This window comes from Paenibacillus sp. JT22N7, assembly GCF_059383875.1.
Map to the genome: position 1 here is coordinate 439,915 of NZ_JBXENY010000002.1, position 25,732 is coordinate 465,646.

17 protein-coding genes are annotated in these 25,732 nt (G+C 48.7%); 15 read left to right on the forward strand and 2 right to left on the reverse strand.

Annotation, left to right across the window (positions count from 1 at the left end; genetic code table 11):
• Window positions 1–83: 83 nt before the first annotated feature.
• Both AC50Y5_RS06595 and AC50Y5_RS06600 read left to right on the forward strand, forming a co-directional pair.
• Window positions 84–1,100 (forward strand): Gfo/Idh/MocA family protein, encoded by a 1,017-nt coding sequence (locus AC50Y5_RS06595; protein WP_056042854.1) that lies wholly within the window; start codon window positions 84–86, stop codon window positions 1,098–1,100.
• A gap of 42 nt (window positions 1,101–1,142) precedes the next feature.
• On the forward strand, window positions 1,143–1,601 hold the full coding sequence (locus AC50Y5_RS06600) for a heme-degrading domain-containing protein (RefSeq protein ID WP_494859321.1): 459 nt from the start codon (window positions 1,143–1,145) through the stop codon (window positions 1,599–1,601).
• Window positions 1,602–1,749: 148 nt separating this feature from the next.
• On the opposite strand, the gene AC50Y5_RS06605 is transcribed toward AC50Y5_RS06600, so the two are convergent.
• Window positions 1,750–2,601, reverse strand: coding sequence for a helix-turn-helix transcriptional regulator (locus tag AC50Y5_RS06605; RefSeq protein WP_494859323.1), 852 nt, complete (start codon window positions 2,599–2,601; stop codon window positions 1,750–1,752).
• 130 nt (window positions 2,602–2,731) lie between these two features.
• Between AC50Y5_RS06605 and AC50Y5_RS06610 the strand changes: the two genes are divergently transcribed.
• From AC50Y5_RS06610 to AC50Y5_RS06650, 9 genes are all read left to right on the forward strand, one after another.
• Window positions 2,732–4,669 (forward strand): glycoside hydrolase family 127 protein, encoded by a 1,938-nt coding sequence (locus AC50Y5_RS06610; RefSeq protein WP_494859325.1) that lies wholly within the window; start codon window positions 2,732–2,734, stop codon window positions 4,667–4,669.
• A gap of 279 nt (window positions 4,670–4,948) precedes the next feature.
• Window positions 4,949–5,974 carry an ABC transporter substrate-binding protein gene (locus AC50Y5_RS06615; RefSeq protein ID WP_056042847.1) on the forward strand — a complete coding sequence of 342 codons (1,026 nt, stop codon included), beginning with the start codon at window positions 4,949–4,951 and terminating at the stop codon, window positions 5,972–5,974.
• 8 nt (window positions 5,975–5,982) lie between these two features.
• Window positions 5,983–8,040, forward strand: a complete 2,058-nt coding sequence (locus tag AC50Y5_RS06620) for an iron ABC transporter permease (protein WP_494859327.1) — start codon at window positions 5,983–5,985, stop codon at window positions 8,038–8,040.
• Between the two features lie 358 nt (window positions 8,041–8,398).
• Window positions 8,399–10,351 (forward strand): AraC family transcriptional regulator, encoded by a 1,953-nt coding sequence (locus AC50Y5_RS06625; protein WP_081419157.1) that lies wholly within the window; start codon window positions 8,399–8,401, stop codon window positions 10,349–10,351.
• 174 nt (window positions 10,352–10,525) lie between these two features.
• On the forward strand, window positions 10,526–12,319 hold the full coding sequence (locus tag AC50Y5_RS06630; RefSeq protein ID WP_494859329.1) for a sensor histidine kinase: 1,794 nt from the start codon (window positions 10,526–10,528) through the stop codon (window positions 12,317–12,319).
• A 24-nt stretch (window positions 12,320–12,343) separates the two neighbouring features.
• Window positions 12,344–13,918: a response regulator gene (locus AC50Y5_RS06635; protein ID WP_494859331.1), complete on the forward strand. Its 1,575-nt coding sequence runs from the start codon at window positions 12,344–12,346 to the stop codon at window positions 13,916–13,918.
• Between the two features lie 177 nt (window positions 13,919–14,095).
• Window positions 14,096–15,016 (forward strand): ABC transporter permease, encoded by a 921-nt coding sequence (locus tag AC50Y5_RS06640; protein WP_056042839.1) that lies wholly within the window; start codon window positions 14,096–14,098, stop codon window positions 15,014–15,016.
• 15 nt (window positions 15,017–15,031) lie between these two features.
• Window positions 15,032–15,964, forward strand: coding sequence for a carbohydrate ABC transporter permease (locus AC50Y5_RS06645; RefSeq protein WP_341281308.1), 933 nt, complete (start codon window positions 15,032–15,034; stop codon window positions 15,962–15,964).
• Window positions 15,965–16,033: 69 nt separating this feature from the next.
• Window positions 16,034–17,605, forward strand: a complete 1,572-nt coding sequence (locus tag AC50Y5_RS06650) for an ABC transporter substrate-binding protein (RefSeq protein ID WP_494859333.1) — start codon at window positions 16,034–16,036, stop codon at window positions 17,603–17,605.
• 102 nt (window positions 17,606–17,707) lie between these two features.
• On the opposite strand, the gene AC50Y5_RS06655 is transcribed toward AC50Y5_RS06650, so the two are convergent.
• Window positions 17,708–18,244, reverse strand: a complete 537-nt coding sequence (locus AC50Y5_RS06655) for a helix-turn-helix domain-containing protein (RefSeq protein WP_056042834.1) — start codon at window positions 18,242–18,244, stop codon at window positions 17,708–17,710.
• A 201-nt stretch (window positions 18,245–18,445) separates the two neighbouring features.
• Here AC50Y5_RS06655 and AC50Y5_RS06660 point away from each other — a divergent pair, with 201 nt between their 5' ends.
• The 4 genes from AC50Y5_RS06660 to AC50Y5_RS06675 all read left to right on the forward strand — a co-directional run bounded on the left by AC50Y5_RS06660 (window position 18,446) and on the right by AC50Y5_RS06675 (window position 25,676).
• Entirely contained in the window at window positions 18,446–19,306 is an 861-nt protein-coding gene (locus AC50Y5_RS06660) for a VOC family protein (RefSeq protein ID WP_494859336.1), read from the forward strand.
• A 6-nt stretch (window positions 19,307–19,312) separates the two neighbouring features.
• Entirely contained in the window at window positions 19,313–20,395 is a 1,083-nt protein-coding gene (locus AC50Y5_RS06665) for an LLM class flavin-dependent oxidoreductase (RefSeq protein ID WP_494859338.1), read from the forward strand.
• Window positions 20,396–20,794: 399 nt separating this feature from the next.
• The gene (locus tag AC50Y5_RS06670) at window positions 20,795–24,760 is read left to right on the forward strand and encodes a S8 family serine peptidase (protein WP_494859340.1); all 3,966 of its coding nucleotides are present in this window, start codon (window positions 20,795–20,797) and stop codon (window positions 24,758–24,760) included.
• Window positions 24,761–25,037: 277 nt separating this feature from the next.
• Window positions 25,038–25,676: a GNAT family N-acetyltransferase gene (locus tag AC50Y5_RS06675; RefSeq protein ID WP_056042826.1), complete on the forward strand. Its 639-nt coding sequence runs from the start codon at window positions 25,038–25,040 to the stop codon at window positions 25,674–25,676.
• The last annotated feature ends 56 nt before the right edge of the window (window positions 25,677–25,732 follow it).

Genomic DNA, 25,732 nt, shown 5'->3' on the forward strand with positions numbered 1-25,732 from the left:
CCATGTAAACTAAAAGATAGAATGAAAGCGAATACAAGGATTGAGCGATCAGGTCGGGCGAAGCGAAAAGGAGGAGAATAACAATGGAAAGAAAAATAAGATGGGGTTTATTAGGGTCAGGAAGTATTGTTGACAGATGGATTTGTGGTGCCAAACAGCTGAATGATGTGGAAATTGTGGCTGTATCGTCGAGAACAATAGAAAGTGCGCAGAAGATGGCTCGAAAGCACGATATTCCCTTAGCGCTAGAGTATGATGCTTTGCTAAAAAGACCGGATATTGATGTTGTCTATATTCCCGTCCCGCATCCCGCACATAAAAAAATGGCGATCATGGCGATGGAGCACGGAAAATCAGTATTGGTAGAAAAGCCGGCATGTGTCAATGCAGGTGAATTAACTGAAGTATTAGAATGTGCCAAGAAAAATAATGTATTTTTCATGGAGGGCATGTGGACAAGATTTTTTCCGATGATGAACAAAATAAGGTCATTATTAAATGATGAGGGCATCGGTGAAGTTAGAGCGATGAATATTGCTTTTTCTTTTAGAATGCCTGGCGAATTCCGTGATCAACGATGGATGAATCCGGAGCTTGCTGGCGGCGGCTTGCTGGATACAGGTATTTATAATCTTCATTTTGCCGAAGCCGTATTAGGGAAAAATCCCGTTGCCCTTACAGGATTCGCTACTATTGATTCTGATGAATACCATATACAGGTTGACGAGCAAGCAAGCTATATTGCCAAATATGATAAAGGCGAGCTTGTCGTCATGAGCAGTGGCGTGAGAACGGATATGGTCGATACTGCCATGATCTATGGTACTGGGGGCTATATTGAAGTGCCGTCCTTTTGGAAGCCTACTTTAATCCATGTGATGAAGGATGGCAATATTACAACCTATGAAGAAACAGCGCCTCAAAGTGTCGAAGGCATTCAAGATGATGGCTTTCAATATGAGATTGCGCATGTGAATGCATGCATAAGGGGAAATCTGAAGCAGTCGCCCATTATGACATGGGAACAAAGCCTGTCCATTATGAAGCAGTGCGATGAATTGCGGCGTCAATGGGGGCTTAAATATCCTTTTGAAGATTAAGGGAAGAGGCTAATATAACGCAACAGGATGGAGGAATTGACGATGAATATTGAGAGGATTGCCAAACAAGAAAGGTTATTGCAATTTGATACATTTAGTCATGACATGGGAATAGAAATTGGTTTATTGCTGCTAAACAAAGCCAGAAGTGAAGGAAAGTCTATTGCAGTGGATATTTCTAAATGCGGACAACAAATCTTCCACGCTGCATTGGAAGGGACGACCGTAGACAACGATGAATGGCTTCGGAAGAAGAAAAATACGGTTTATAGGCTCAATCAAAGCACATTGGGCATTCAATTGAAGCTGAAGGAGCAAGGTGTGACACTGGAGGAGGCTCTCCATTTAAGCCCTGTTGACTATGTAGCAGCAGGAGGCGGATTCCCAATCGTAGTAAGGGGAGTTGGCTTTATTGGGGCCATAGCAGTTACGGGCACCTCGGACGTTGATGAACATGAGCGTATCACAAGTTGTTTAAGTGCTTATTTGGGTATAAGCTGAAAAAAATAATGGAGCAAGCAGCAAATGCTCTAACTTAAAAAATAACGACAGGTCATCAATGATGATCGGTCGTTATTTTTTTGTTGGCTATAAATATGCGGTGTCTATTCTAATTTTCAAACCTCGGATAATGAATAATCGTATTTATTCAATTCAAATATTTCTTGCGAAAGTGGAGTGGAGTCATTCCAACGCTGCGCTTGAAACAGGTCGAGAAGTAAGGGGAATATCGGAAGCCGACCTCCTCAGCTATGCGATCGATGGACCATTCCGTTGAGACGAGAAGCTGCTTGGCCCGCTCCATCCGGAATTGCAGCAAATAATGAATGGGCGTGACCCCATATTTCATTTTCATACAACGCACAATGTAGTTAGGGTGGAAGTGCAGCGCTAATGCCAGCGTTTCATTGGTAATTTCCTCTTGGTAGTTGCGCTGCAGGTAAGCAGCAGCTTTCTCAGCCAGACGCGTTGCTGGCGTGCTAGTCATCCCCGATCTTCCATTTTCCAGCAAAGCGAGCAGCTGGAACAGCAAGTGCTGCTTCTCCCAGAAGGCTTCGCCGATCGGCAGCTCCAGAAGCTGCCTCATCAGATCAAACGCGATCTGGGGGTTAGGCAGCGAGGCATGCTTAGGGATATGGATTAATTTTGGATTATCGAAGGGAGATGATGGGGCCGTTGCTTCTGCTTTAGCAATCGCAGGAGCTTGACGCCAAACCTTATGCTCGAAATGAACCCAATAAAAAATCGTTTCCTGTTCGCATGGCTTGACCGAATAATGCTCCCCTTCCGGCAGCAGCAATAACGTATCCCCTGCGCCAAGCGACCATTCTTTCCCGTCTTCACCAATGTGCAGTGCTCCATTAACTACAAGCAGCAGGTCGAACAGACCGAAATGTTTTCGATTCGGGTGGCGATCTCCTGCGCGAAAGTCCGCGCGGCCAGCTTCCCAATAATAAGGAAGGGGCGGGGTCTGCAGCGAAACCATTAACTCGTCCTTCAAGTGATTACCCTCATTTTTCTGTGTTATATTTTATAGAAAAAAGGTCAATCCGTTTCTATTATGACAGCTATAAAAAGCATATACTCGATGCTATAGAGAGTCAAATTTTATAGCTTCGAGGTGGATATTTATGCGAAAAAATCAGATTTTTATCCAAGACGATTTTTGGAACCAATATTCCGAGCTTGTTCGCCAAACCGTCATCCCTTATCAGTGGGAAGCACTGAACGATAGGATAGAAGGTGCTGAGCCGAGCTACGCCATTCGAAATTTCAAAATAGCTGCAGGACTTGCGAAAGGGGAATTTGGCGGCTGGGTTTTTCAAGATAGCGATCTGTACAAATGGCTGGAGGCTGTTGCCTACTCGCTGCATCGCCACCCCGATCCTGAGCTGGAGCAAACGGCTGATGAAGCCATTGATCTGATCGGCCAAGCCCAGCAAACCAACGGCTATTTGAATACCTATTTTACGATTAAAGAGCCTGGAAAACAGTGGACGAATCTTTACGAGGCCCATGAGCTTTATTGTGCAGGCCATTTGATTGAAGCAGCAGTTGCTTATTACGAAGCGACAGGCAAGCGTAAATTGCTCGACCTCTCTTGCCGTTTCGCTGACCTGATTGCAAGCTTGTTTGGAACTGAACCGGGCCAGATCCGGGCTTACTGCGGGCATCAGGAAATTGAATTGGCCTTGGTCAAGCTGTATGGAGTTACGGGGGAGGAGCGTTATTTGAACCTTAGCCGCTACTTCATTGATGAGCGTGGAAACGAGCCAAACTATTTTGTAGAGGAATGGAAACGCGGCGGCAGGACGAACATTTGGTCACAAGGCATGCCTAATTTGGAAGTATACCAATCCCATCTTCTTGTACGTGAGCAAACGGTCGCTGTCGGCCACTCCGTTCGAGCCGTCTACATGTACACGGCGATGGCTGACCTCGCCCGTTTGACGGAAGACGCCGGGCTGCGCGAAGCTTGCGAGCGCCTTTGGTCCAATACGACAGGCAAACAAATGTACATTACTGGAGGCATTGGTTCAACGCATCACGGAGAAGCCTTCACGTTTGACTACGATCTTCCTAACGATACGGTTTATGCAGAAACCTGTGCCTCTATCGGTTTGATTTTCTGGGCACGGCGCATGCTGCAGCTTGAAGCAAGGAGCGAATATGCGGATGTGATGGAGAGAGCGCTGTACAACAATGTGCTGGGCAGCATGTCCAACGACGGCAAGCATTTTTTCTATGTCAACCCGCTAGAGGTATGGCCAGAAGCAAGCTGCAAAAGCCCAGACCGGCAGCACGTAAAGCCAGTTCGGCAAAAATGGTTCGGCTGCTCCTGCTGTCCGCCTAACGTCGCACGGCTGCTATCTTCACTAAACGATTATATTTACGACGTGTCTGAGGATGGCAGAACGGTGTACACTCATTTGTTTATTGGAAGCCAAGCTTCCTTTGAGCTTGGCGGCGTCAACGTAGCGCTGCATCAACGCTCTGAGCTTCCTTGGAGCGGACATGTTGAATGGTCGGTTTCCCTTCCGGAGGGCACTGCAAGTGCTGCTTTTGAAATGGCCTTACGCATACCTGATTGGTTCCAGCACGAGCAGCCAGCGTTGAAGGTGAATGGCGAAACGCAGCTTTATCGTGTTGAAAATGGCTATGCGAAAGTAGCGCGAAATTGGTCAGATGGCGATACATTGGAGTGGCTGCTTCCGATGGAGGCGAAGTTCATTGCAGCCCACCCGTCTATTCGGGCTGATGCTGGCAAAGTGGCTATTCAGCGCGGGCCGCTCGTTTATTGCTTGGAGGAAGCGGACAATGGAGCTCCGATTGCCTCGCTCTCATTGGCGGAGGAGCCAAATTTGACGGAGTATACCGCTCCAAATCTTCTTGGCGGCTGCGTTATTGTAGAAGGAGACGGAGTAGTGACAGACTCTGCTTCGTGGTCAGATGGCAAGCCCTACCGTCCTTTTACGAAGCAGAAGACAGCTGTGCGCTTCAAGTCCATCCCTTATTATTTATGGGGCAATCGCCAGCCTGGCGAAATGAGCGTCTGGCTGCGGAGCTGAAAGATGTGAGTGTCTAAGACTGCGGGATTGATGCAACGGATGGCATAGATACAGCTTGCGGCAGAAATACAAGGTAGCGAAGGACAGGAGAACGTATCCTGTTCTTTTTTTGTATTCGGGTCGGATAAAGTGGAATTTGAAAATTTAAACATTGACTTTCGGTAAAATGGTAGCTAATATAGCTATTGTGTCTAATTATGATAATCATTATCAATATAATGATAAATATTATCACATTGGAACAGCTTTGATTTTTGAAAAAATAGGGGGATATATAAAATGAACAAAAGGCTAATGGGTTTAATTATGGTCATCATGGTTATGCTGGTCGCGGCAGGCTGTGGATCTAACACAACGAATAATTCAGCAGCAGAAGGAACGGCAACTGACAATTCAGCTGCTGCAAATACAAATGGGGAGTCCGCTGCGGCTGGTCCTATTGTACTTAAGGATGCTAAAGGCGAGGTTAAGCTGGATAAGCCCGCGCAAAAGGTTGTCGTACTAGAGTGGACGTTTACGGAAGACGTGATTGCGCTTGGCATGCAGCCAGTGGGGAATACCGATAACGCACAATATAAGCAGTATGTGACATCAGAGGCGCCACTGGATGCAAACGTGACGGATGTTGGTTTGCGTGAAGAGCCGAATCTGGAGACGATTGCGGCTTTGAAGCCGGATTTGATTATTGCGAATACGGATAGCCACGAAGCGATCTATGATCAATTGAAAGGCATTGCGCCAACGTTGATTTTTAGTCTGTACCCGCTTGAAGGGGAAACCAATCAATATGATCAGATGGAAGAAGTGTTCAAAACGATTGCAGCTGCTGTTGGCAAAACAGAGGAAGGCACGAAGGTTCTAGCTGACCTGGATGCGCATTATGCGGATGCAAAGGCGAAGCTGGAGGCGGCAGGCAAGGGCGGCTTCAACTATGTACTGACACAAGCGTACAGCTACCAAAATGCAGCAACGTTGCGTCTTTTTACTGATAACTCTCTTGCCGTACAAACGTTGAATCGGATTGGCCTGAAAAACGATTGGAAATCGGAAAATTTTGAGGTTTATGGATTTAGCACTTCGACGGTTGAAGCGCTGCCTGCGGTTCAAGACACCAATCTAATCTACATCGTCCAAAAGGATGATGATATTTTTTCGAAAGAACTAAAGGATAACTCTGTTTGGAACGGTCTTACCTTCGTTAAGGAAAAACGTTTCTTCGGATTAGATAGCGCGACCTGGGTGTTCGGCGGTCCAATCTCCTCTAAAGTGATCGTTGATGAAGTTGTAAATACATTAACGAAATGAGTGGCACGATGAACGAAAATGTTAACAACGAAGCCTCAATCGGAATGGCCTGGCGGGTAATTGGAATATTTGGGGGCGGCATTGCCGCCCTTTTCGTATTATCGATTTTAAGTCTTTGCTTCGGGGAGGCCAAAATCCCGGCAGCTACCGTATTAGATGGGTTGCTCGGCCGCCAAGATATAATGGAGCATAATCTGCTCTGGGATATCCGTATGCCGCGCACGGTTATTGGTATTTTGGCTGGTGCTGCGCTCGCTGCGGCTGGTGCTTTACTGCAAACGATAACGAAAAATCCGCTCGCTGCCTCCGATACATTAGGTATCAATGCCGGGTCTTATTTTATGGTTGTCCTTGGCTTGGTAGCTTTTCCTGCTCTGCAGCAGCAGTTCCCATTTTTGCTGGCGGTGGCGGGGGGATTGCTGGCGGCGTTAATTGCCTATTTCCTGAGCGGCGGCCGGAAGGCCACACCTATCAGACTTGCCTTATCAGGCATGATCGTATCTATGGTGCTTGGGGCGTTTACAACGGCCATTCAAATTTTTAAGCAAACGGAAACGCAAAATTTATTTTTATGGGGCTCAGGCTCCTTGATTCAGCTGAACTGGAGCGGCGTCTTGTATGCATGGCCTTTCGTCATTGCCCTGCTTGGGATCGCGATGCTCGCAGGAAGGCAATTTGATGCCTTGGAGCTCGACGAATCTACTGCTCGCTCGCTTGGGCAGCGTGTAGGATTAACACGGGCAATGGGGCTTGGCCTCTCGGTACTGCTGGCTGCCATTGTAGTCAGTGTAGTTGGTCCGATTGGCTTCGTTGGTTTGGTCGCTCCCCATCTTGTCCGGCTTAGCGGTATTCGCAAGCATCGCCTGCTCATTCCCGCCAGCGCATTGTGGGGAGCGCTGCTCATTACGGCGGCGGATTTGCTTGCTCGTATGGTACGGAGCAATTTAGGGGAAATGCCGGTTGGCGCGGTCATGGCGATTATTGGAGCGCCTTGGCTCATTTGGCTCGTACTCACCAAGATGAAAAATATATCCGGAGCAGGCTCTGGGCAGTCATCTATGAACATCGGCGGGGTAGCGCTGCGTATGCGCTTCGCTCCGACTGTGATATCCATGACAGCGCTGCTCATCGTTATCATCCTTGTAAGCTTGTCGCTTGGGGGAACGAGAATACCGATTGCCGATTTGCTGGGCAGCCTTGTCGGTGGAGGAGACTCATCGTATTCTGTGCTGCTGAATTTAAGGCTCCCGCGTACACTTGTTGCGGCTGGAGGCGGTATTGCGCTTGCAATTAGCGGCGTCTTAATTCAAAGCGCCGTCCGAAATCCGTTGGCCGACGCCTCAATTATTGGCGTAACGTCGGGAGCGGGGTTTGGCGCGCTAATCGTATTGGTTGCACTGCCGAATTTAACAATCTTCGCCCTTCCGTTTGCTGCAATTGCAGGTGGGATTCTTGCCGCGGCCTTTGTATTTTTGTTAGCATGGCGCAAATCCTTAAATCCGTCTGTTCTTATTTTGCTTGGCATCGCCGTATCGGCAATCGGCGCTGCGGGCATACAGGCGATGATCGTCAAGGCGAGCCTGTGGAACAGTACAGCGCTAATATGGTTAACGGGCACGACCTATGGGCGAGGCTGGAACCAATTTTATAGCATTATGCTGTTTCTGGTTATCCTTTTACCGGTTGCCTACTATTTGGGACGGAAATTTGATTTGCTGGCGTTTGGCGACGAAAGTTCGGTAGGCCTTGGCCTGCCGGTTCGAGGAACGCGGCTCTGGGCGATGATTATCGGCGTTTTGCTGGCAGCGGGAGCTGTTGCGAGCGTAGGTACGATAGGTTTTCTCGGACTTATGGCGCCGCATGTCGTGCGCATGATGATTGGGCATCACACGAGACGCTCCATTATTTTGTCAGGGCTGCTCGGCGGCTTGCTGCTCGTCATTGCCGATACGCTCGGAAGAACGATTATGGCGCCGAAAGAAATTCCGTCAGGCCTAATTATTATGCTGATTGGCAGTCCGTATTTCCTGTTCCTCATGTACCGCTCGCTGGTTAGGAAATTTTAGAAAGTTTCAGGAGCTTTCAGGAGGTTTGACGGACACAGCAGCCGCTATTTCGGCAAAAACACGGATATGGCACAGGCTGCGGACTCAGGGGCAGCTAATGCACGGCCATAAGCCATTTTGACGGGATATTGAGGGCAATAACGGATTTCCTGTCCGCTTATGGCCTGAAATCGAATCAAAAGCCCAAATAGCGGAACCTCAGTCCTTCAACATTTAAAGGTATCAAAGTTAGTTGCATGAAACAGTTCGATTATGGTTAGATATTACCATGATTGGCCTGTTTTTTGCTTTTTTATCCGTTTTTTCAAATATAGACGAGTGGAGCGTTAGAGCAAGGAGTGAAGATAGAGTGGAAGTCATGAACGACACGATAAACATCGACGAGCAGCTTTTTTGGTTCACGCATAGCGCCATTAAAGTGATGGACGTTCGGCATATAAAAATGAAGCTAGGGGAAGCGCTTAGCGCCTATCGGCTTCCGGCCAATGCGTTTTTGTTTGCATTGCGAGGCAGTGCAGCGGTCGCATTGGACAACCGGGAGTATGCATTCAAAAAATTTCAAATGCTGCATGGCGGAAAAGGCTTTTATTTGGATATTCGCTCGACAGAGGAGCTTTTTGAATATTATCTCATCCTCTACAAAGCGGTTCAGCCGCTTCTGAATATGCCGGAGAAACAGCGGCTGCTGGAGAAAAATCCTTTTCGCATGCAATATGGCGTTACGCCTGCTTTTCCAATATCTCTTTATGAGAAGCTGAAGCAGTTGGACGAGGAATTTCACAAGGGCGGCAAGCTTGCCGAGCTGCATGTGAAAACATTGTTTTACGATTTTATATATGAATGGATGCGGCAGCTCAGTGAGCAGGAGGTTCCCGTTATAAAAGCAGATCTGGTCGCCCAGGCGGTCAGGTTCATCCATGAGCATTATGCCGAAGCCATTACACTGGAGCGGCTGGCGAAGGTGCTGGAGTGCACGCCAAGGCATTTAACACGCCTGTTCAAAAATCAAATCCAGCATAGTCCGATTGATTATCTCATCCAGCTTCGTATCGAGAAGGCGAAGGAGTTGCTGACGAGCACGGAGGGGACTTTACAGGAAATCGCTGCCGGTGTCGGCTATCCGGACGTCTATTTTTTCAGTCGTATTTTTAAAAAGCATACGGGCATTTCGCCGATCCATTATAAAACGGAAGCGAGCGCTCCGCGAAAACGCCCTTATAATCCATTATTGATGTCCCGATACCCTATTGTGTCGAGAAGACGCAGCGGGCATACTGTTATTGGTGATAATCATTATCAAAACAGTAGTGAAGGGGCATTAAAAATGAACAGAGGTTCGAAACAATCCATTGCCATTATGATGCTGCTTGCGATGACTTTATTGGTCAGCGCATGCGCAAGTTCGGCAAATTCTCCAGCGACAAATGGCACTGCACCAGCCGCAAGCAGCAATGCAGCGGAACAGACAGCGAGTGAGCGAATACTGAAGGACGGTTTGGGCAATGAAGTTAAGGTTCCAGCTAATCCTAAACGGGTTATAGCCTCTTATTTGGAAGATCATTTGGTGGCGCTAGGCGTCATTCCGGTTGCTCAGTGGTCGGTCAGTGATGGGAAGGTGCAAAATTATTTGCAGAAGGAGCTGGCTAATATCCCTGCTATTCCATCCGAGCTTCCCTATGAAGTCGTGATGAGCTACCAGCCGGATCTCATTATTATCGACAATGCGGAAATGGTGATGGGGGACAAGTACGCACAATATGCTAAAATTGCCCCAACCTATACGGTAGGCAGCGATGTCAACAATGATTGGCGGCAGGAGCTGCTGAAGGTAGGCGAAGTGCTGAATAAGAGCGAGGAAGCGAAGCAGGTGCTGGCTGATTATGAAGCGAAAGCAGCAGATGCCAAGGAAAAGCTGCATCAGGCGATCGGAGATAAGTCAGCTGCTGTTCTCTGGGTTACGGCTAAAAATGTGTACGTCGTCAACCAAAACTTATCCAGCGGCGATTTGCTTTATCGGGATCTGGAGTTGACCGTTCCGAATGTTGTTGCGGAAATATCGTCGACAGCGAAGGCGAATTGGAGTGCGATTTCCAAGGAGAAGCTGGCCGAGCTGGACGCCGATTACCTGTTCATTGTGAATAGCAGGGAAGCGACGAAAGAGGAAATTTTGAGCGATCCAATCTGGCAGGGCATTCCTGCGGTTAAAAATAACAACGTCTACGCGTATGACAACAATGCCAGCTGGCTGTATACGGGAACGATTGCGAACTCGCAGATGATTGATGATGTGCTTGAGAGTATTGTGAAATAAATAAATCATTATAACCCGTAAAGTGGATGCTCTAACAACCTCCACTTTACGGGTTGTTTTCTTGTAATGCTTAAATAAGTGCAGAAAATAGTGATTTTATTGCCATATCAAATTCCCCGCCCGTATTGTAGAATGATGCACATAAGCGGTGCATGATACGAAAGGAGACGACAGATGAAGAGCTTCCAGCTGAGCAAGCTGTATATACCATTTACGTATAAAATGATGATTCCCTATATGGCGCTTGTACTGCTGACGGATGTGCTGGTCGGCTATATATCGTATACGATGCTCATCCAATCGCGAACGGAGATGGCGGAGACGAATATTCGCACCGCGCTGGAGCAGACGCGCAATAATATTGAATACCAAATGGATGAAATTGAGCGCATATCGAGCACGCTTTTCAGCAGCTTAACTTTTCAGAATGCGCTGCAAAACACGGGAGAGCCGCTGGAAATGATGCTGAAAATGAAGGATGACATCATACCGCAGATGAGAGCGCCGCTCCAACTGTATGGCAACAATATCAGGCTTGCCGTCTACACGGTAGACGAGAAATTGTACGAGGTGCCGGGCGATGATATGGACAAGCCGATTCAGCGCAGAGACTATTATGTGCTCTCGGTGCGTCAGATCGAGCATACAGACTGGTTCAAGTCACTTCAAGCATCCAATCAGGATAATCTTTGGATACAGCTGGGTTCCGACCGCAAGCTGGAAAACGTTTCGCATTTTCGCAAGCTGGTGTCCTCCAGCGGGATGGCTCCCATTATCGGCTATGTGCGCGTGACGGCCCGCTTCGATGAGCTGCTTGGCAACTTCGATACGTTCCCGATCGATCAAGGCATCAGCTTGCGGCTGCTAAACACTCAATCAGGCGAGGTCATGTATACGCGCGGCATAACAAGCGACCATTCTGATTCGGCCTCCTACCTTAGTGTGAAAGAGGAAATACCCGGAACGCCATTCGTCATTGAAACGATAGTGCCGCATGCTTATTTAAACAAGGACGCCAGCCGCATGCAAAAGGTTATTTTCGCCGTGTGCTTGATCAGCTTTCTGGTCATGGTGTTTATTGGCTACATCGTTGCCCGGCTTTCCGGGAAGAAGATGAAGCGAATCGTCACCTTGGTCCGCTCCTTCCAAGAGGGGAACTTTCATAAGCGGATTGGTTTTACCGGCAATGACGAGTTTGTCCACATCGCCAATTCCTTTAATCAGATGGCAACGAGCATTCAAGAGCTGATCAAAAATGTCTACGTGCAGGGCATTCAGAAAAAGCAGGCGGAGCTGGATGTGCTGCAAGCGCAGATCAGCCCTCATTTTTTGTATAACACGCTCTCGACGATTGGCAGCTTGGCTAATTTGGGCGAGACGGACAAGGTGACGGCGATGGTTCAGGGGCTGTCGAAGTTTTACCGTTTAACGCTGAATGGCGGCAATGTGTACATTACGCTGGAGAAGGAGCTTGAGCAGGTAAAGACGTATTTGGACATTCAGCGGGTCAAATATGCGGACACGTTCGAGGTTTATTACGATGTTGAGCCGGATATTTTGCAAACGCCGATTATTAAGCTTATTTTACAGCCATTTGTCGAAAATATATTTAAGCATGCCTGGTTCGGCAAAACGATAGCGATTCGCATAACGGGCAGGCGGCTTGGCGACCGCATTGAGCTGAAAATAATTGATACCGGCATAGGAATGCGCCCGGATACACTGAGGAAAATGCTCTCGAATACGTCCTTGCCTATGCAAGCTCATGCGGGCCCAACGGAAAGCGTGGAAGAAGGCCAAGCGGATAAATATGGGCTGAAAAACGTCGAAGAGCGGATCAAGCTGCGCTACGGCACAGATTTTGGCATTCGAATTGGCAGCCATTATGGCGCAGGCACAACGGTGCAAATTATTCTTCCGGTCGAAAATGCCGAGATGCGGGAGGATGCAGAAGGGCTTCGACCATAGGCAGCTTAGAGGGGAGAGTGCAGGATGGACATTAGTATATTATTGGTGGATGATGAGGCGATCGATTTGGAATGGCTCCGCCGAAGGGTAGTCGGCAATGAGCGCCTGCATTTGCAGGATGTGTCCGTGGCCACTAGCGGGTTTGAGGCGCTGGAAATGATGGAGCAGAAGCGCATCGACCTGATTCTCTCGGATATTCGCATGCCGATTATGTCGGGGATGGAGTTTGCACGCAGGGCGAAGGCGATTAATCCGCAGGCTCATCTTGTTTTTATTAGCGGCCATCAGGATTTCAGCTATGCGAAGGAAGCGATCCAGCTGAATGCTTCTGGATATTTGCTTAAGCCGGTTGACGACAATGAGCTTCATGATATGCTGCTGGAGCTGTGCAACAAAATCGAGCAGGAGCGGATGCAAAACCAGTCGCTGACCGAGACGCTGACGCTTGTGCATCAGGAGCTGCTGCTGCGCTGGTTTAACGAGCCGACATCGGGGCGAGTGGAGCAGCATCTTCACAGCTTCCTCATGCCGCTGCTGCAGGGCGGAGCAGCCGTTGCCATTATTGAAATCGACGATATGGAGTGGAAGCTGGGTAAAATGGCAGCTGACGAGCGCCGTTCCTTAACAGCGGAAATGGCGTTGTTTATTCGTTCCTTTGTAGATCGCCATCAAGTTGGAACGGTGCTGACCAGCTATGACTATCATTTTGTGCTGCTGGCGACGGTGCAGGAGGCGGAATGCAAAGCGCTGCTTGAAAAGCTGGTGCAAGCGTTTAACGAAGCTTTTCCTTATTCGATTACGATTGGCGCTGGCATGCATACAACGGTTATTGCCAAGCTGCATGACGCCTATCAGCAGGCACAGGCAGCACTCAGCATCAAATGGATCGTCGGGAAAAACAGGCTTATTCACGATGCAGCGGCTTGGTCGCCCAAAGAAGCGATGGCCTACAGCCTCGAAGAGACGGTAGACCGCATGCTGCGCGCGATGCTGGAATATGACCTGACGACGGTTGATGATTGCTTGCGGGAGCTGTTCAGCGGCGACCAGCCTTTAACCGGGAAAAACGACATCTACGACCTCATCATTCGCATTACGTCCAAGCTGCATGCCGATCTCCAGCAAATGAACGAGCATTTATATGAAATTTTAAAATGGGACTCCCATCAGCCGTTTGTTTTGTTCCAATTTGAGACGGTGCATGACATTCTCTCTTGGCTGAGAAGGCGGTTTTTCGAGCTGTCCGAGCTGCTCTATTTGAAGAAGCAGCGGCAGAAGCGGAAGCTGATTGAAGAAATCGCGCTATATGTCGAGCAGCGGCTTGATCAGAAAATTACGCTTAATGAGGTTGCGGCCCACTTTGACTTTACGCCGAACTACTTGGGCCAGCTGTTCAAAGCCGAGACGAATACGCTGTTCAGTGATTTTCTAAGCGAGCTGCGGATGAAGCATGTGTGCAAGCTGCTGGAGGACCCGACCAAGAAAATTTACGAAATTGCCGAGCTGGCTGGCTATAAAAATATTATTTATTTTAATCGTCAATTCAAGCAGCAGGTTGGCATGTCGCCGGGAGAATATCGGAAAAAGCATAATATTTAATCGTATTTCTCTTTTTATTGCATGGTAACGGCCCGGGTCCGGTGGATTCCGGGTTATTTTTAGCCGTTATTTTATCCAATCGTTGAATTAGTATTAGTTTTAGTTGTTCCCCTTAATTATGCGGACGCCCTGCTTTTCTTATAATGAAAGCAGACAAGAGAAGAGAGGGGAGCACAGATGAAGCGACACGGATTTATACAGGATGTCATCAAATATCGGGCTATTTTGCTCATGCTGCTGCCAGCCGTTTTGTTTTTTCTACTGTTTGCTTATATACCAATGGCGGGCATTATTATTGCTTTCAAGCATTATGATTATGCCGGCGGAATCTTTGGCAGCGCGTGGAATGGGCTGGACAACTTTCGGTTTTTCTTTGAATCGGGCGATGCCTGGCGCATAACCAGAAATACGGCGCTCTATAATATCGCTTTTATTGTAGTCAACAATGTGCTGCAAATTTTCACAGCGATTTTGCTGTTCGAGGTTGGGGGCAAATGGTTCCGCAAAATCGCCCAGTCGATTTTGTTCCTGCCTTACTTTATTTCCTGGGTAGTCGTGGGAGCGATTGCCTACAACCTGCTCAGCTTTGACATCGGAACGGTTAATTCCCTGCTGAGAAATATTGGGATGGAGCCGATTGATATTTATAATACGCCTGCCTATTGGCCGATTATTCTCGTACTGGTCGCGGCGTGGAAAACGCTCGGTTACGGTACGATCATGTATTTGGCGGCGATCACGAGCATTGATACCGAAATGTATGAGGCCGCAGAAATCGATGGCGCGAATATTTTTCAGCGTATCTTCAAGGTAACGATTCCTAATTTATATCCAACCGTCATTATATTGGTACTGCTGGCAGTGGGCAATATTTTCAAAGGCGATTTTGGGATGTTTTACAATATGGTCGGCAATAATGGTGTGTTGTTCTCGTCTACTGATGTTATTGATACGTTCGTATTCAGATCGCTCATCACTTCGAATGACATTGGCATGTCAGCCGCTGCGGGTGTTTACCAATCCGTTCTCGGATTCACCACCATTATGCTGTTTAACTATGCCGTTCGCAAGTATGACAAAGATCGCGCCTTATTCTAGTGGGAGGTCATGAAAATGAGTGTATCTGATGCTAATATCGGCAGTAAAGCCGTCAAGTCTGTGAAGAGCGGTCAGCTCGACCGCCAACTTCTTGCCATTATCGGCTATACTTCCTTAACCGTACTGTCGGTTCTGTGCATATTGCCTTTTATTCTGATCGTATCCTCTTCGTTTACGGAGGAAAGCACGATTGTGCGTGAGGGTTATCAATTTTTCCCAACTGCCTTCTCTGTGGAGCCTTATAAAATCCTGTTCAAATATCCCGAACAAATGATTCGGGCGTATGGGGTAACCATCTCCGTTACCGTTATCGGTACAGCGATCGGCCTATTCCTGACCGCTATGACCGCCTATTGCCTATCACGCAAAGATTTCAAATGGCGCAATTTTTTCTCCTTCTTCTTTTTCTTTACGACGCTGTTCAGCGGCGGGCTTGTGCCTTGGTACCTGCTCATCGTCAACTATCTCCATATGAAGGATACGGCGCTGGCGCTGATTGTGCCGCTGCTGCTGAACGTGTTTTATATTATCGTTATGAAATCGTTTATGAGCAACATTCCAGAAGCGATTGTTGAATCGGCCAAAATCGATGGCGCAGGCGATTTCCTCATTTTCATGAAACTTATTCTTCCGCTGTCCAAGCCTGCTCTCGCAACGATCGGTCTCTTCCTTGCCCTCGGCTATTGGAATGATTGGTATAATGCCCTGCTGTTCGTTGCGGACGACAAGCTGATGCCGCTGCAATATTACTTGTACAAAATGTTGGGCAACATGGATGGTATGCGCAAGGCGATGATGGGCTCAGGCGCTGTTGTGACGACAAGCCTGCCGACAGAGGGTCTTAAGATGGCAATGACGGTTGTAGCCAGCGGTCCGATCCTGCTTGCCTATCCCTTCATCCAGAAGTACTTTGTAAAAGGCTTGACGATTGGCGCAGTGAAAGGATAATCCCAAGGGAACTTGGTTTATCAAGATAGATGGGCATATCAACAGTTACATTTAAGGGGGAAATTCAATATGCAAAAGAAGAAAAAAGTCGTTATACCGGCGGTAGCCTTAACTTTAGCCATGGTTCTTGGTGCATGCGGCAACGGTGGCAATACAGGAACAGAAGCGAGCACAGCGCCAGCATCAGGTACTAATTCTTCCGCAACGCAGTCGCCTACAAAGGACGGCTTAGATATTTCCAAAGAGGTCAAGCTGAAAATGGTGTTTGTCGGCCCGAAGCCGGTTGATTATGATGCCGTATTCGCAGAAATTAATAAAAAGCTCAAGGAAAAAATCAATGCGACTGTCGATGCCGAGTTTTTGGATTGGTCCGATTGGGCGCAAAAGTATCCGCTGAAGCTGGCGGCGAATGAAGATTTTGACCTTATCTATTCTGCGAACTGGGCGGGCTATAACGATCAGGCACTCAAAGGCGGTTTTCTGGAGCTGACCGACGATATGCTGTCCAAATATATGCCAGAAACGTGGAAAGCGATGGACAAGGTTGGCTGGGATCAGGCGAAAGTAAACGGCAAGCTGTACATGGTTCCGCAAAACAGAGGCGAATCGGTAGAGAAGCTGATTTTGTACCGGGAGGACCTGCGTAAAAAATACAACCTTCCTGCTATCGACAGCCCGGAAGCCTATGCTAACTATTTGAAAGCGGTCGCTCAAAATGAGAAAGGCGTTACGCCATTCACACCGGAAACCGGCGACTGGAAGCTGCATAATTTAGACCGCATCCTGCTCAAGCAGCAAAATGACTGGAACATGCTCGATTTCGACCTGCCGATCGGCTTTAAGCTGACGGATGAAGCGGGTAAAGTGTTTAACGTCTATGAAACACAGGAATTCAAGGATTTGCTGTATTATTACAAAGATCTTGCCGACAATAATGCCTGGTCGAAAAACGTATTGAATAATAAAAATGATCATCAGCAGGATTTCAAGGAAGGCAAAACAGCGTCCATTACGCATAATATGGGAACGCTCGGCTCACTCATGGCATTGATGCGCATGGAAAAATCGCCTTATGAGCTTGCGCTTGCCGACATTACGCCGAATACGAAGAAATCGAATGCCGTATCGACGCAAAACGGCGTTTCTATCCATGCAACGTCCAAAAATCCGGAGCGTTCGCTGATGTTCGTCGACTTGATGCAAAATGACAGAGAGCTTCATGACTTGGTGCAATACGGTATCCCAGGCGTACATTTCACAGCAGTTGGCGACGATAAATACGATACGACCGATAAAAGCGTGAACTTCACAGGCTTCTCCAGCTGGGGCTTCAATTCGCCGCTTAACCGTGACAACGCATCCTTCCCAGAGGAAGCAACTGCGCTTACGAACGATTGGGAAGGAAAGGTTTACCACTATCCGCTCGAAACGTTCGTCTTTGACAACAGCAAGGTGAAGACGGAAGTCGCTAACGTCGGCAATGTGATGCTCCGCTTTGCGATTCCGCTGGAATACGGCGCGATCAAGGATGTAGATAAAGGCCTCGAGGATTTGAACAAGCAGGTGAAAGCGGCCGGCATTGATAAAATTATTGCAGAAGTGCAAAGCCAAATCGATGCTTTTCTAGCAGCCAAAAAATAATAGCAGCTCATGCAATAAGCTGCCCGCAGGCAGGACATCTGGCAACAGATGCTCCAGCTGCGGGTTTTTGCTTTTTCAGCAGAGCAATTTGAATAGGATGGGCTAAACCAATTGCGTATCGTTATTGATGGAAATGAGCACAATGGCTGTATCCTCGCCAATATTTTTCGCATAGTGGGGCATGCAGGCTTTCCAGCTAAAGGAATCGCCTGCGTAGATGGTCGCCGATTCGTCTCCCTGCTCTACATAGATCGTGCCGGAGAGGAGGAAGTGGATTTCCTCGCCCGCATGGGCGTGCGCCTCTGCCGTCGATGCGCCGGGCTCAAGCTCGACGAGCATCATTTTGACAGAGCCGCGCTCGCTGAGCTGCTCTACCTTCATCTTTCCGCCGCCATACAAGGTGTGCCGACGCTCATCCTTGCGCAATATCTGCATTCGCTCGTCCTTCTTGAGCAGCAGGAAGGCGAGCGGAACGTTCAGCGCACCCGCAATGTGATCCAGCGTAGAAATAGATGGCGATGTTTTATTATTTTCGACTTGGCTCAGGAAGCCTTGCGATAGTCCAGTAGCCTCCGCAATCTGCTGGATGGAGAGCTGCTTCTTCTTGCGAATTGTGCGAATTGTATTGCCAATATCCATGAGTACCTCCTGAAACCTAGTTTGCCTCTTAACCGATGTCGTTAAGCTGTGATGGCTTTGTAGGCTGATTTGTGAATGTGGCATTAAGCTTCATCCATAGTAGCAAATGTTTTATTGACTTGCCACCATGAGCATGATAATATTTCTCATATAAAACATATATTCTTATAACAAATATATCAGATAAAGAGGCGATGGACAATGACTATTTCCATTCATCCGGCTGCACATATTGGATATGTGAAGCTTAAAGTAAGTAATATGGAGCGCTCGCTCCTTTTTTATAAAGCGGTTGTTGGTTTTAAGGAGCTTTCACGCAGCGGAAACGAAGTGCAGCTGACGGCTGATGGCAAGCGTCCGCTGCTCATATTGCAGGAGCAGCAGGGTGCGGTTGTTTTGCCGGAGCGTGCAGCTGCGGGACTGTATCATTTTGCAATTTTATTGCCGAGCCGCGAAGCGCTAGGGCTTGCTTTGCGGAATTTGGCAAACCATAATGTAGCCGTCGGACAGGGCGACCATTTGGTTAGCGAAGCTTTATATTTCAATGATCCAGACAACAATGGCATTGAGATTTACCGCGATCGCCCGCGTGAGCAATGGGAGAAGCTGGAGGGCGGCGGCTATAAGATGGCGACTGATCCCGTTGACATTAAAGGGCTTCTGGATGCTTCTGAAGGCAAAGTATGGAACGGACTGCCCGAGGACACGGTCATCGGGCATGTGCATTTGCATGTAAGCCATCTGCCGCAAGCCCAGCAGTTTTATTGCGACACATTAGGCTTTGATATTATTTTCAATATGGGCGGCTCCGCATTGTTCATTTCGGCGGGCGGTTATCATCATCATCTAGGCCTGAATACATGGGCAGGCGTCGGTGTTCCGGCGGCTCCAGCGAATGCAGCAGGTCTGGACTACTACACGGTTGTGCTTCCTGATCAAGCAGCGATGGACGAAGTGCTGGCCAGACTGGGGCAAAAGCAAATACAATTCCGCAAGCAGGCAGATGGCTGGATGGTCACAGATCCTTCTGGCATATCCAGTTTGCTGACGATTGGTGGGTAAGTGGAGATGGAGAAGCAAACGGAAGATCAACAGGAACAGGCCTCTATTGAAATTGGCATTTATACACTAGGCGATATATTGCCTGATCCTCATACATCGGACACGATAAGTGCGAAGCAGCGGATTCAGGACATTATTGCAGCGGCAAAGCTGGCGGATGAGGGAGGCCTTGACATATTCGGCTTGGGCGAGCATCATCGCCATGATTTTGTCGTTTCGGCAACGCCGGTTATGCTGGCAGCTATTGCCCGGGAAACGGAGCGCATTAGGCTGACGAGTGCGACTACCGTGCTAAGTACGGTTGATCCGGTGCGCTTATTTGAGGATTATGCGACGCTTGATTTATTATCTGATGGACGCGCGGAAATTATTGCAGGACGCGGTGCTTTCGTCGAATCGTTCCCGCTGTTTGGCTATGAATTGAGCGATTATGATGAGCTGTTTAGCGAAAACCTGGAGCTGTTCGGCGAGCTAGGCCGCCAGGATACGGTAACCTGGCAGGGCAAGCATCGCCCTGCCCTTCGGGCCGCCGCGATTGCCCCGCGTCCAATTCAGCCGCAAATTCCGGTATGGGTTGGCGTTGGCGGATCGCCGCAGAGCGCCGTGCGCGCAGGGGAGTTTGGCCTCGGCATGATCATGGCGATTCTTGGCGGTTCGCCGGACAGGTTCAAGCCGCTCGTCGATCTTTATCGCGAAACGGGAATCGCGTCGGGCTTTGATGCAGCGAGCTTGAAGGTTGGCGTCACTGGCCACAGTTATATCGCGAAGGATAGCCAGCAGGCGCGTGCGGAATATTTCCCCTATTACACGAATTATTGGTCGCATATGAACCGCCAGCGCGGCAGCGATTTCCGGATTACGCAGGAGGAATTCGCCGATATGACGGCGCCGGATCAGGCCTTGTTCGTCGGCAGCCCTGAGGAAATAGCTGAGAAGATTATTTGCCAGCATGAGCTGTTCGGGCATCAGCGTTTTATTGCCCAGCTCGATATTGGCGGCATTCCTTATGCCAAAGTTGCCGAAAGCATCGAGCTTTTAGCCGGGAATGTCGCACCTATGGTGCGTGCAGCGACAAAAACGAAATCATAGTTTGAACCGCATCCGTGCTGATTTTGCCGAAAGCTGGCGCTTAACGGTATGCCATTCATAGATTCATAGACAATCTGGCAGACGCTGCTTTATAGCGTTTGCCAGATTTTTTTTAAATATAAGCCGATTATAAGTTTCACACTTATAATCGGCTTATATTTCTCGGAATGTAACGCGCCGCGCCGCCAAAGGACGGCGACAGCCGTTTCACCTTGTATGCTCCAAAATATTTTCAATAATCAGACGATTCTACAATTTTCTCGTAAACGATCCTTTACAATAGATTTTAGCGAACTTAGAAATACATATTTATGGATTAAAAGGAAATTTGTGATATGAGATAGAAAGGAGGATCGGCTAGCAGTTTAGTAGAGGGCAAAGAAAAATAGGAGGGATTTCATGCAGCAATGGTTTAAACGCAAAACAAGTCGGAATAAGCCATTATCTATTTTAATCGTTATGGCGCTTTTGCTCACCTTATTGTTCCCCGCGGGAGCTATGGGGGCGGAAGCAGCGCCGCAAAGCATTAAATCTTCCATTTTGTCACAGCAGCTGAAGCTGCCCAAATCGGCCTATCAGCAAGTAGATTCAGCTGGCAAGAAGGAGTCGGCAGGCTTGCTTGGCGCTCAGGGCGAGCAGCGCTTCAAGCTGGAAGCGGCGAGTGGCTCCGAAACCACGGGATCTGCAGCAGAGGGAACAACGCCATTGCTCAAAAATTATGTGCCGCATTCGGACAGTGGCCAGACGATCAGCGTCATCGTTGAGCTGGTTTCTGATCCCATTGCCGTACAGAGCGTCAAGGCACAGCAAGGACAGGCTAAGTCTATTGCCAACTATCAGACGATTGTGAAGCAGGAGCAATCCAGCTTTGCGGCTGCTGCGAGGAAGCTGAATGTGAAGCTCGGGCGCCAGTACCAGCAAATTTTCAATGGTTACTCGGTACAGGTTCCGGCCAATCAGGTGGACAAGCTGCTGGTACTGCCTGGCGTGAAGGCGATCTACCCGAATACGGAAATCATTATAGACCCGCTGCCAAGCGTGGAGGCGAAAATGGACGAAAGTGCTCCATTTATAGGTGCCCCTACTTATTGGGACAGCGGCCTAACGGGGGAAGGCATTAAGGTTGGTGTGATCGACAGCGGCATTGACTACCTCCATCCAAGCTTGAAGGATGCTTATAAGGGCGGCTATGATTTTGTCGACAATGACAATGATCCGTACGAGACGCTTCCCGATCCGAATGATGCCGAAGTGGCAACCTCCCACGGCACACATGTGGCTGGTACCGTGGCAGGGCGCGGAGATCCGGGAAACCCTGAGGGCGAAAGCGGCTGGGTAAAAGGCGTCGCATACGGTGCAGATATTTATGCTTACCGCGTACTGGGGCCGAAAGGCAGAGGTTCAACCGAAAACGTCATTGCCGCCATGGAACGATCGGTTACTGACGGTATGGATGTCATTAACCTTTCGCTGGGCGATGACTTTAATGACCAGTTCGAGGCTAGCGCCGTTGCGCTGAATAATGTGATGCTGGCAGGCGTCGTGGCAGTTGCGGCGAACGGCAATGATGGACCAGAGCCGTATACGGTTGGTGTTCCAGCTACTGCAGAGCTGGCGATTTCCGTCGGTGCATCTTCACCGCCATTATCGGTGCCAGTGCTGACAGGAGCTGGTGCAGGCCGTGTTTATGGTGCGTACATGGCCTATTCTCCCGAGCTTGGAAATTTGGAAAATAGTGCACTGGAGCTTGTATATGCCGGCTTTGGAACAGCGGCAGATTTCATTGGCAAAGATGTGACGGGGAAAGCTGCCCTCATTTCACGGGGCTCCATTACTTTTGGCGAAAAGGCGCTGAATGCCTTAAATGCCGGAGCTGCGGCTGTCATTATTTATAACAATGCGACAGGCGAATTTAGCGGAACGCTCAATGCTGGAGTCGATTATGTCCCAACGCTTAGCATCTCGCAGGAGGATGGACTTGCGCTCAAAGCGAAGGCTGACGCGGCGGCGACTGGAGCCAGCGCTTACATGATCGACTTCAGCACAGTAGTAGAGCAGGATATGATGGGAGATTTCAGCTCGCGCGGCCCATCGCTGCCGGGTCTGGCCATTAAGCCGGATATAACGGCGCCAGGTGTAGCCATTCGTTCATCCATACCTGCGTATGGCGGCGATTATTCAGATGCTTATGAAAATAAGCAAGGCACGAGCATGGCAAGTCCGCATATTGCAGGCGCTGCGGCGCTGCTGCTTCAAAAGAAGCGGGGGCTTACTCCGTTTGAGGTAAAAGGACTGCTGATGAACAATGCGAAGAAGCTGGCAGATCGCAGCGGCGAGCGCTATTCCCATATGGATCAAGGGGCAGGACGGATTGACTTGGAGCAAATTTCCAATGCCAAAGCGATAGCGCTCGTGGAAGAAACGACGGTTGCGGTACCAGGATCAGCCGCTACATCCTATTTGACGGGCAGCTTGTCTTTCGGGGCGCTGGCCGCCGGGAATGAGTCGGCAAAAACCATTCAAGTGAAGGATATTTCAGGAGCAGGAAGCTCGTATGCGGTATCGACGATATGGTATGGCGAGGCAGCGGGTGAGCTGAGTGTTAGCGAAGAACAGTTTGCGGTGGCGGCAGGAGGTACTGCTTCCTTCGATGTAGCACTGCATGTAGCTGAAGCAGCAGCAGCTGGCCGTTACGAGGGAGAGGTCGTCATTCAAGGTGCAGGACAGACGATACAGCTTCCACTCGCTGTCTATGTGGGCGATGTGGAGCTTCCGGCAAAAGTATCGGAAATTACGCTTGAACCGTTCCTCTTTTCGCCAAATGGTGATGGCGCAGCGGATACGACCGACCTTAAGTTCCGCGTAAATGCCACACTGCCGTATTTTTCATTAGATGTTTATGCGGTTTCGGGAAGCAATTTGTCCTGGAAGGGCGTCATTGTGGAAAGCGCGCAAGGCATTAGCCCGGGCAGCTACATCGTTGAAGGCTGGGACGGGGAAATATTGACGGCACTTGGCCCTCAGCAGCTTGGGGAAGGACAATATGTCGTCGTGCCTTGGGTTGGTCTTGGGGACGAAGATTACTTGCTGGACCAGCTTGCCGAATTTATCGTGGATGTGCAGGCTCCGGTTGCGGAGCTCTCTGATCCGCCGATTGCCGTTACGGGCAGTGAGGGCGTGATTAGCGGGCGAATTATTAGCGACCGCCTCATTACTTTGTTCGGCGATTATTCGGCAGTTGGCGCTGCTGCGATGGCTGAGGATGCAAAAGGCGATTTGCAGCAGTATGATGCGACGATTGCAGCAGACGGGCGTTTTGAGATTCCGGTGCCAATTGTCCAAGGAAGCAATACGTTTGATGTGTATGTGTATGATGCCGCCGATAATGGCGTCATTGAGCCAGCCTTTGTTGTCCGTTATGAGAGCACGGCTCAGCAGCCTGCCACATTAGCGGCTGTTGCTTCAAAGTCCAGCGTACGGACAGGAGAAACCTTTGACATTGATGTGAATTTTGCTCATGTTAAGGACTTATATGCGGCGCAATTCAGCTTGACGTACGACAGCTCGCTGGTGAAAGGCTCAGTGGAGCCGAGCGTTGCATTGTCGACCTACCAGCAGCAGGCGAATCCTGGCGGATCGCTTATCGTAGATGAGACGATTGTCGATCTCGGCAACGGCACTGCAAGGAGCGATTATGTCGTATCCTTGACCGGAGATCATAGCGGCTACAGTGGCTCCGGGACGCTGGCAACGTTCCATTTCTCCAGTGGCAGCACCGGAAAACGGGATTTTAAATTGTCCAATGTACGGGCATTGAACAGCGATACGCAAGAAATTTCCTACAGCAGCGTGAGTGACGCATCTGTTACGGTGACGGCGGGTCCTACTGAGCCGGAACATCGGATTACAGGCAAAATAACAGCGGAAGCTTTCGGCAGCGGTGTGAATTACAGCGAGACTTGGTACCAAGGTGCTGATGGCGTTCACAAAGTTGTGGTAGAGGCCATTACAGCAAGCAAAGAGGTTGCAGCTGTCGGTGAAGTGAAGGCGGATGGAAGCTATACGCTGCTTGTCCCAGCGGGGACTTATACGGTGCGCGTAGTAGCGCCAGGTCATGTGGCTTCGGCTGCTTCGGTGACGGTGGCAGGCGAGGATACGACGCTTAATGTCGGACCGCTTCTGGCGGGCGACGTGAATGGCGACGGCAAAATCGATCTGGCCGATCTCCAGCTTGTTGCCAAGCAGTTCGGCAAGTCGCGGAGCACAAGCTGGGCAAATGCGCAAGCAAGCGCAGCGGACATTAACCGGGATAACGCGGTTGATCTGCTCGATATTTCCTTCGTTTTAGGCAACTTCAAGCTGTAAGCGGCAAGAGGTAAAAGGACAAGAAACAAGAAACAAGAGACAAGTGGCTGATCATGAAACAGTCGTGAAAAAATGGAAGGGGAGCGCGATCGGCTCCCCTCCTTATTTTCAGGATGCCACATAGGTATGGTTGAATCTGAGCATTCTCTTTTTTAATAGGCTGTTTTCTGAAATATGGTAGCTAAATAAAAAACAATTATAGTGATTTTACCCTCGCAATAGATTCTCTTAGAGAGTTATTATAGACATTAGTACAGTTTATAGAGGGAGAATTATCATGGACACTAATATTCGTTTCGTTCCAGAGGAAAACGCTTTTACGATTGACTGCAAGGATGTGATTCTAAGAGAATTCTTGGCTACTGATTTAGATCATTTTCATTCACTCACCTGGCAACCTGAAATACATGAGTATTTGCCAGGCTGGAACGTATCTAAAGAGCAGCGGAAAGATTGGTTTATTAACTATGAAATTCCAGAGAACAAACAGTTTTTCAATACGGTATCGAAAGGTGAAGATATTGGTGATCTCCGTCTTCGATTAGGAATTATTTTGAAAGAGACAGGAGAATTTATCGGTTGGTGTTGTTCAGGAATGAAAGACGAATTACCACCGCCAAACCGAGAAATCATGTATGCCATTTCAAAAGATCATAGAGGTAAAGGTTATACAACCCAAGCCTCACAAGGAATGACTAATTATTTATTCGAGAATACGAATGTTGAGGTGCTTAGTGCTATTGCTCTATTAGACAACGTTCCGTCGAATAGAGTAATAGATAAATGTGGTTTTAACTTTCAGAGTATGATCGAGATTGATAACGAAAAATATAACTATTATAAACTTGATAAAAAAGATTGGGCAGGCAACCTAACAACTTTCAGACCACTTCCGCATAATAGTAATAACCTTTAAGAAAACCGCCTTTTAAATTATATTTGCTCACTAGGCAAGCGATGGATATGGCGTAA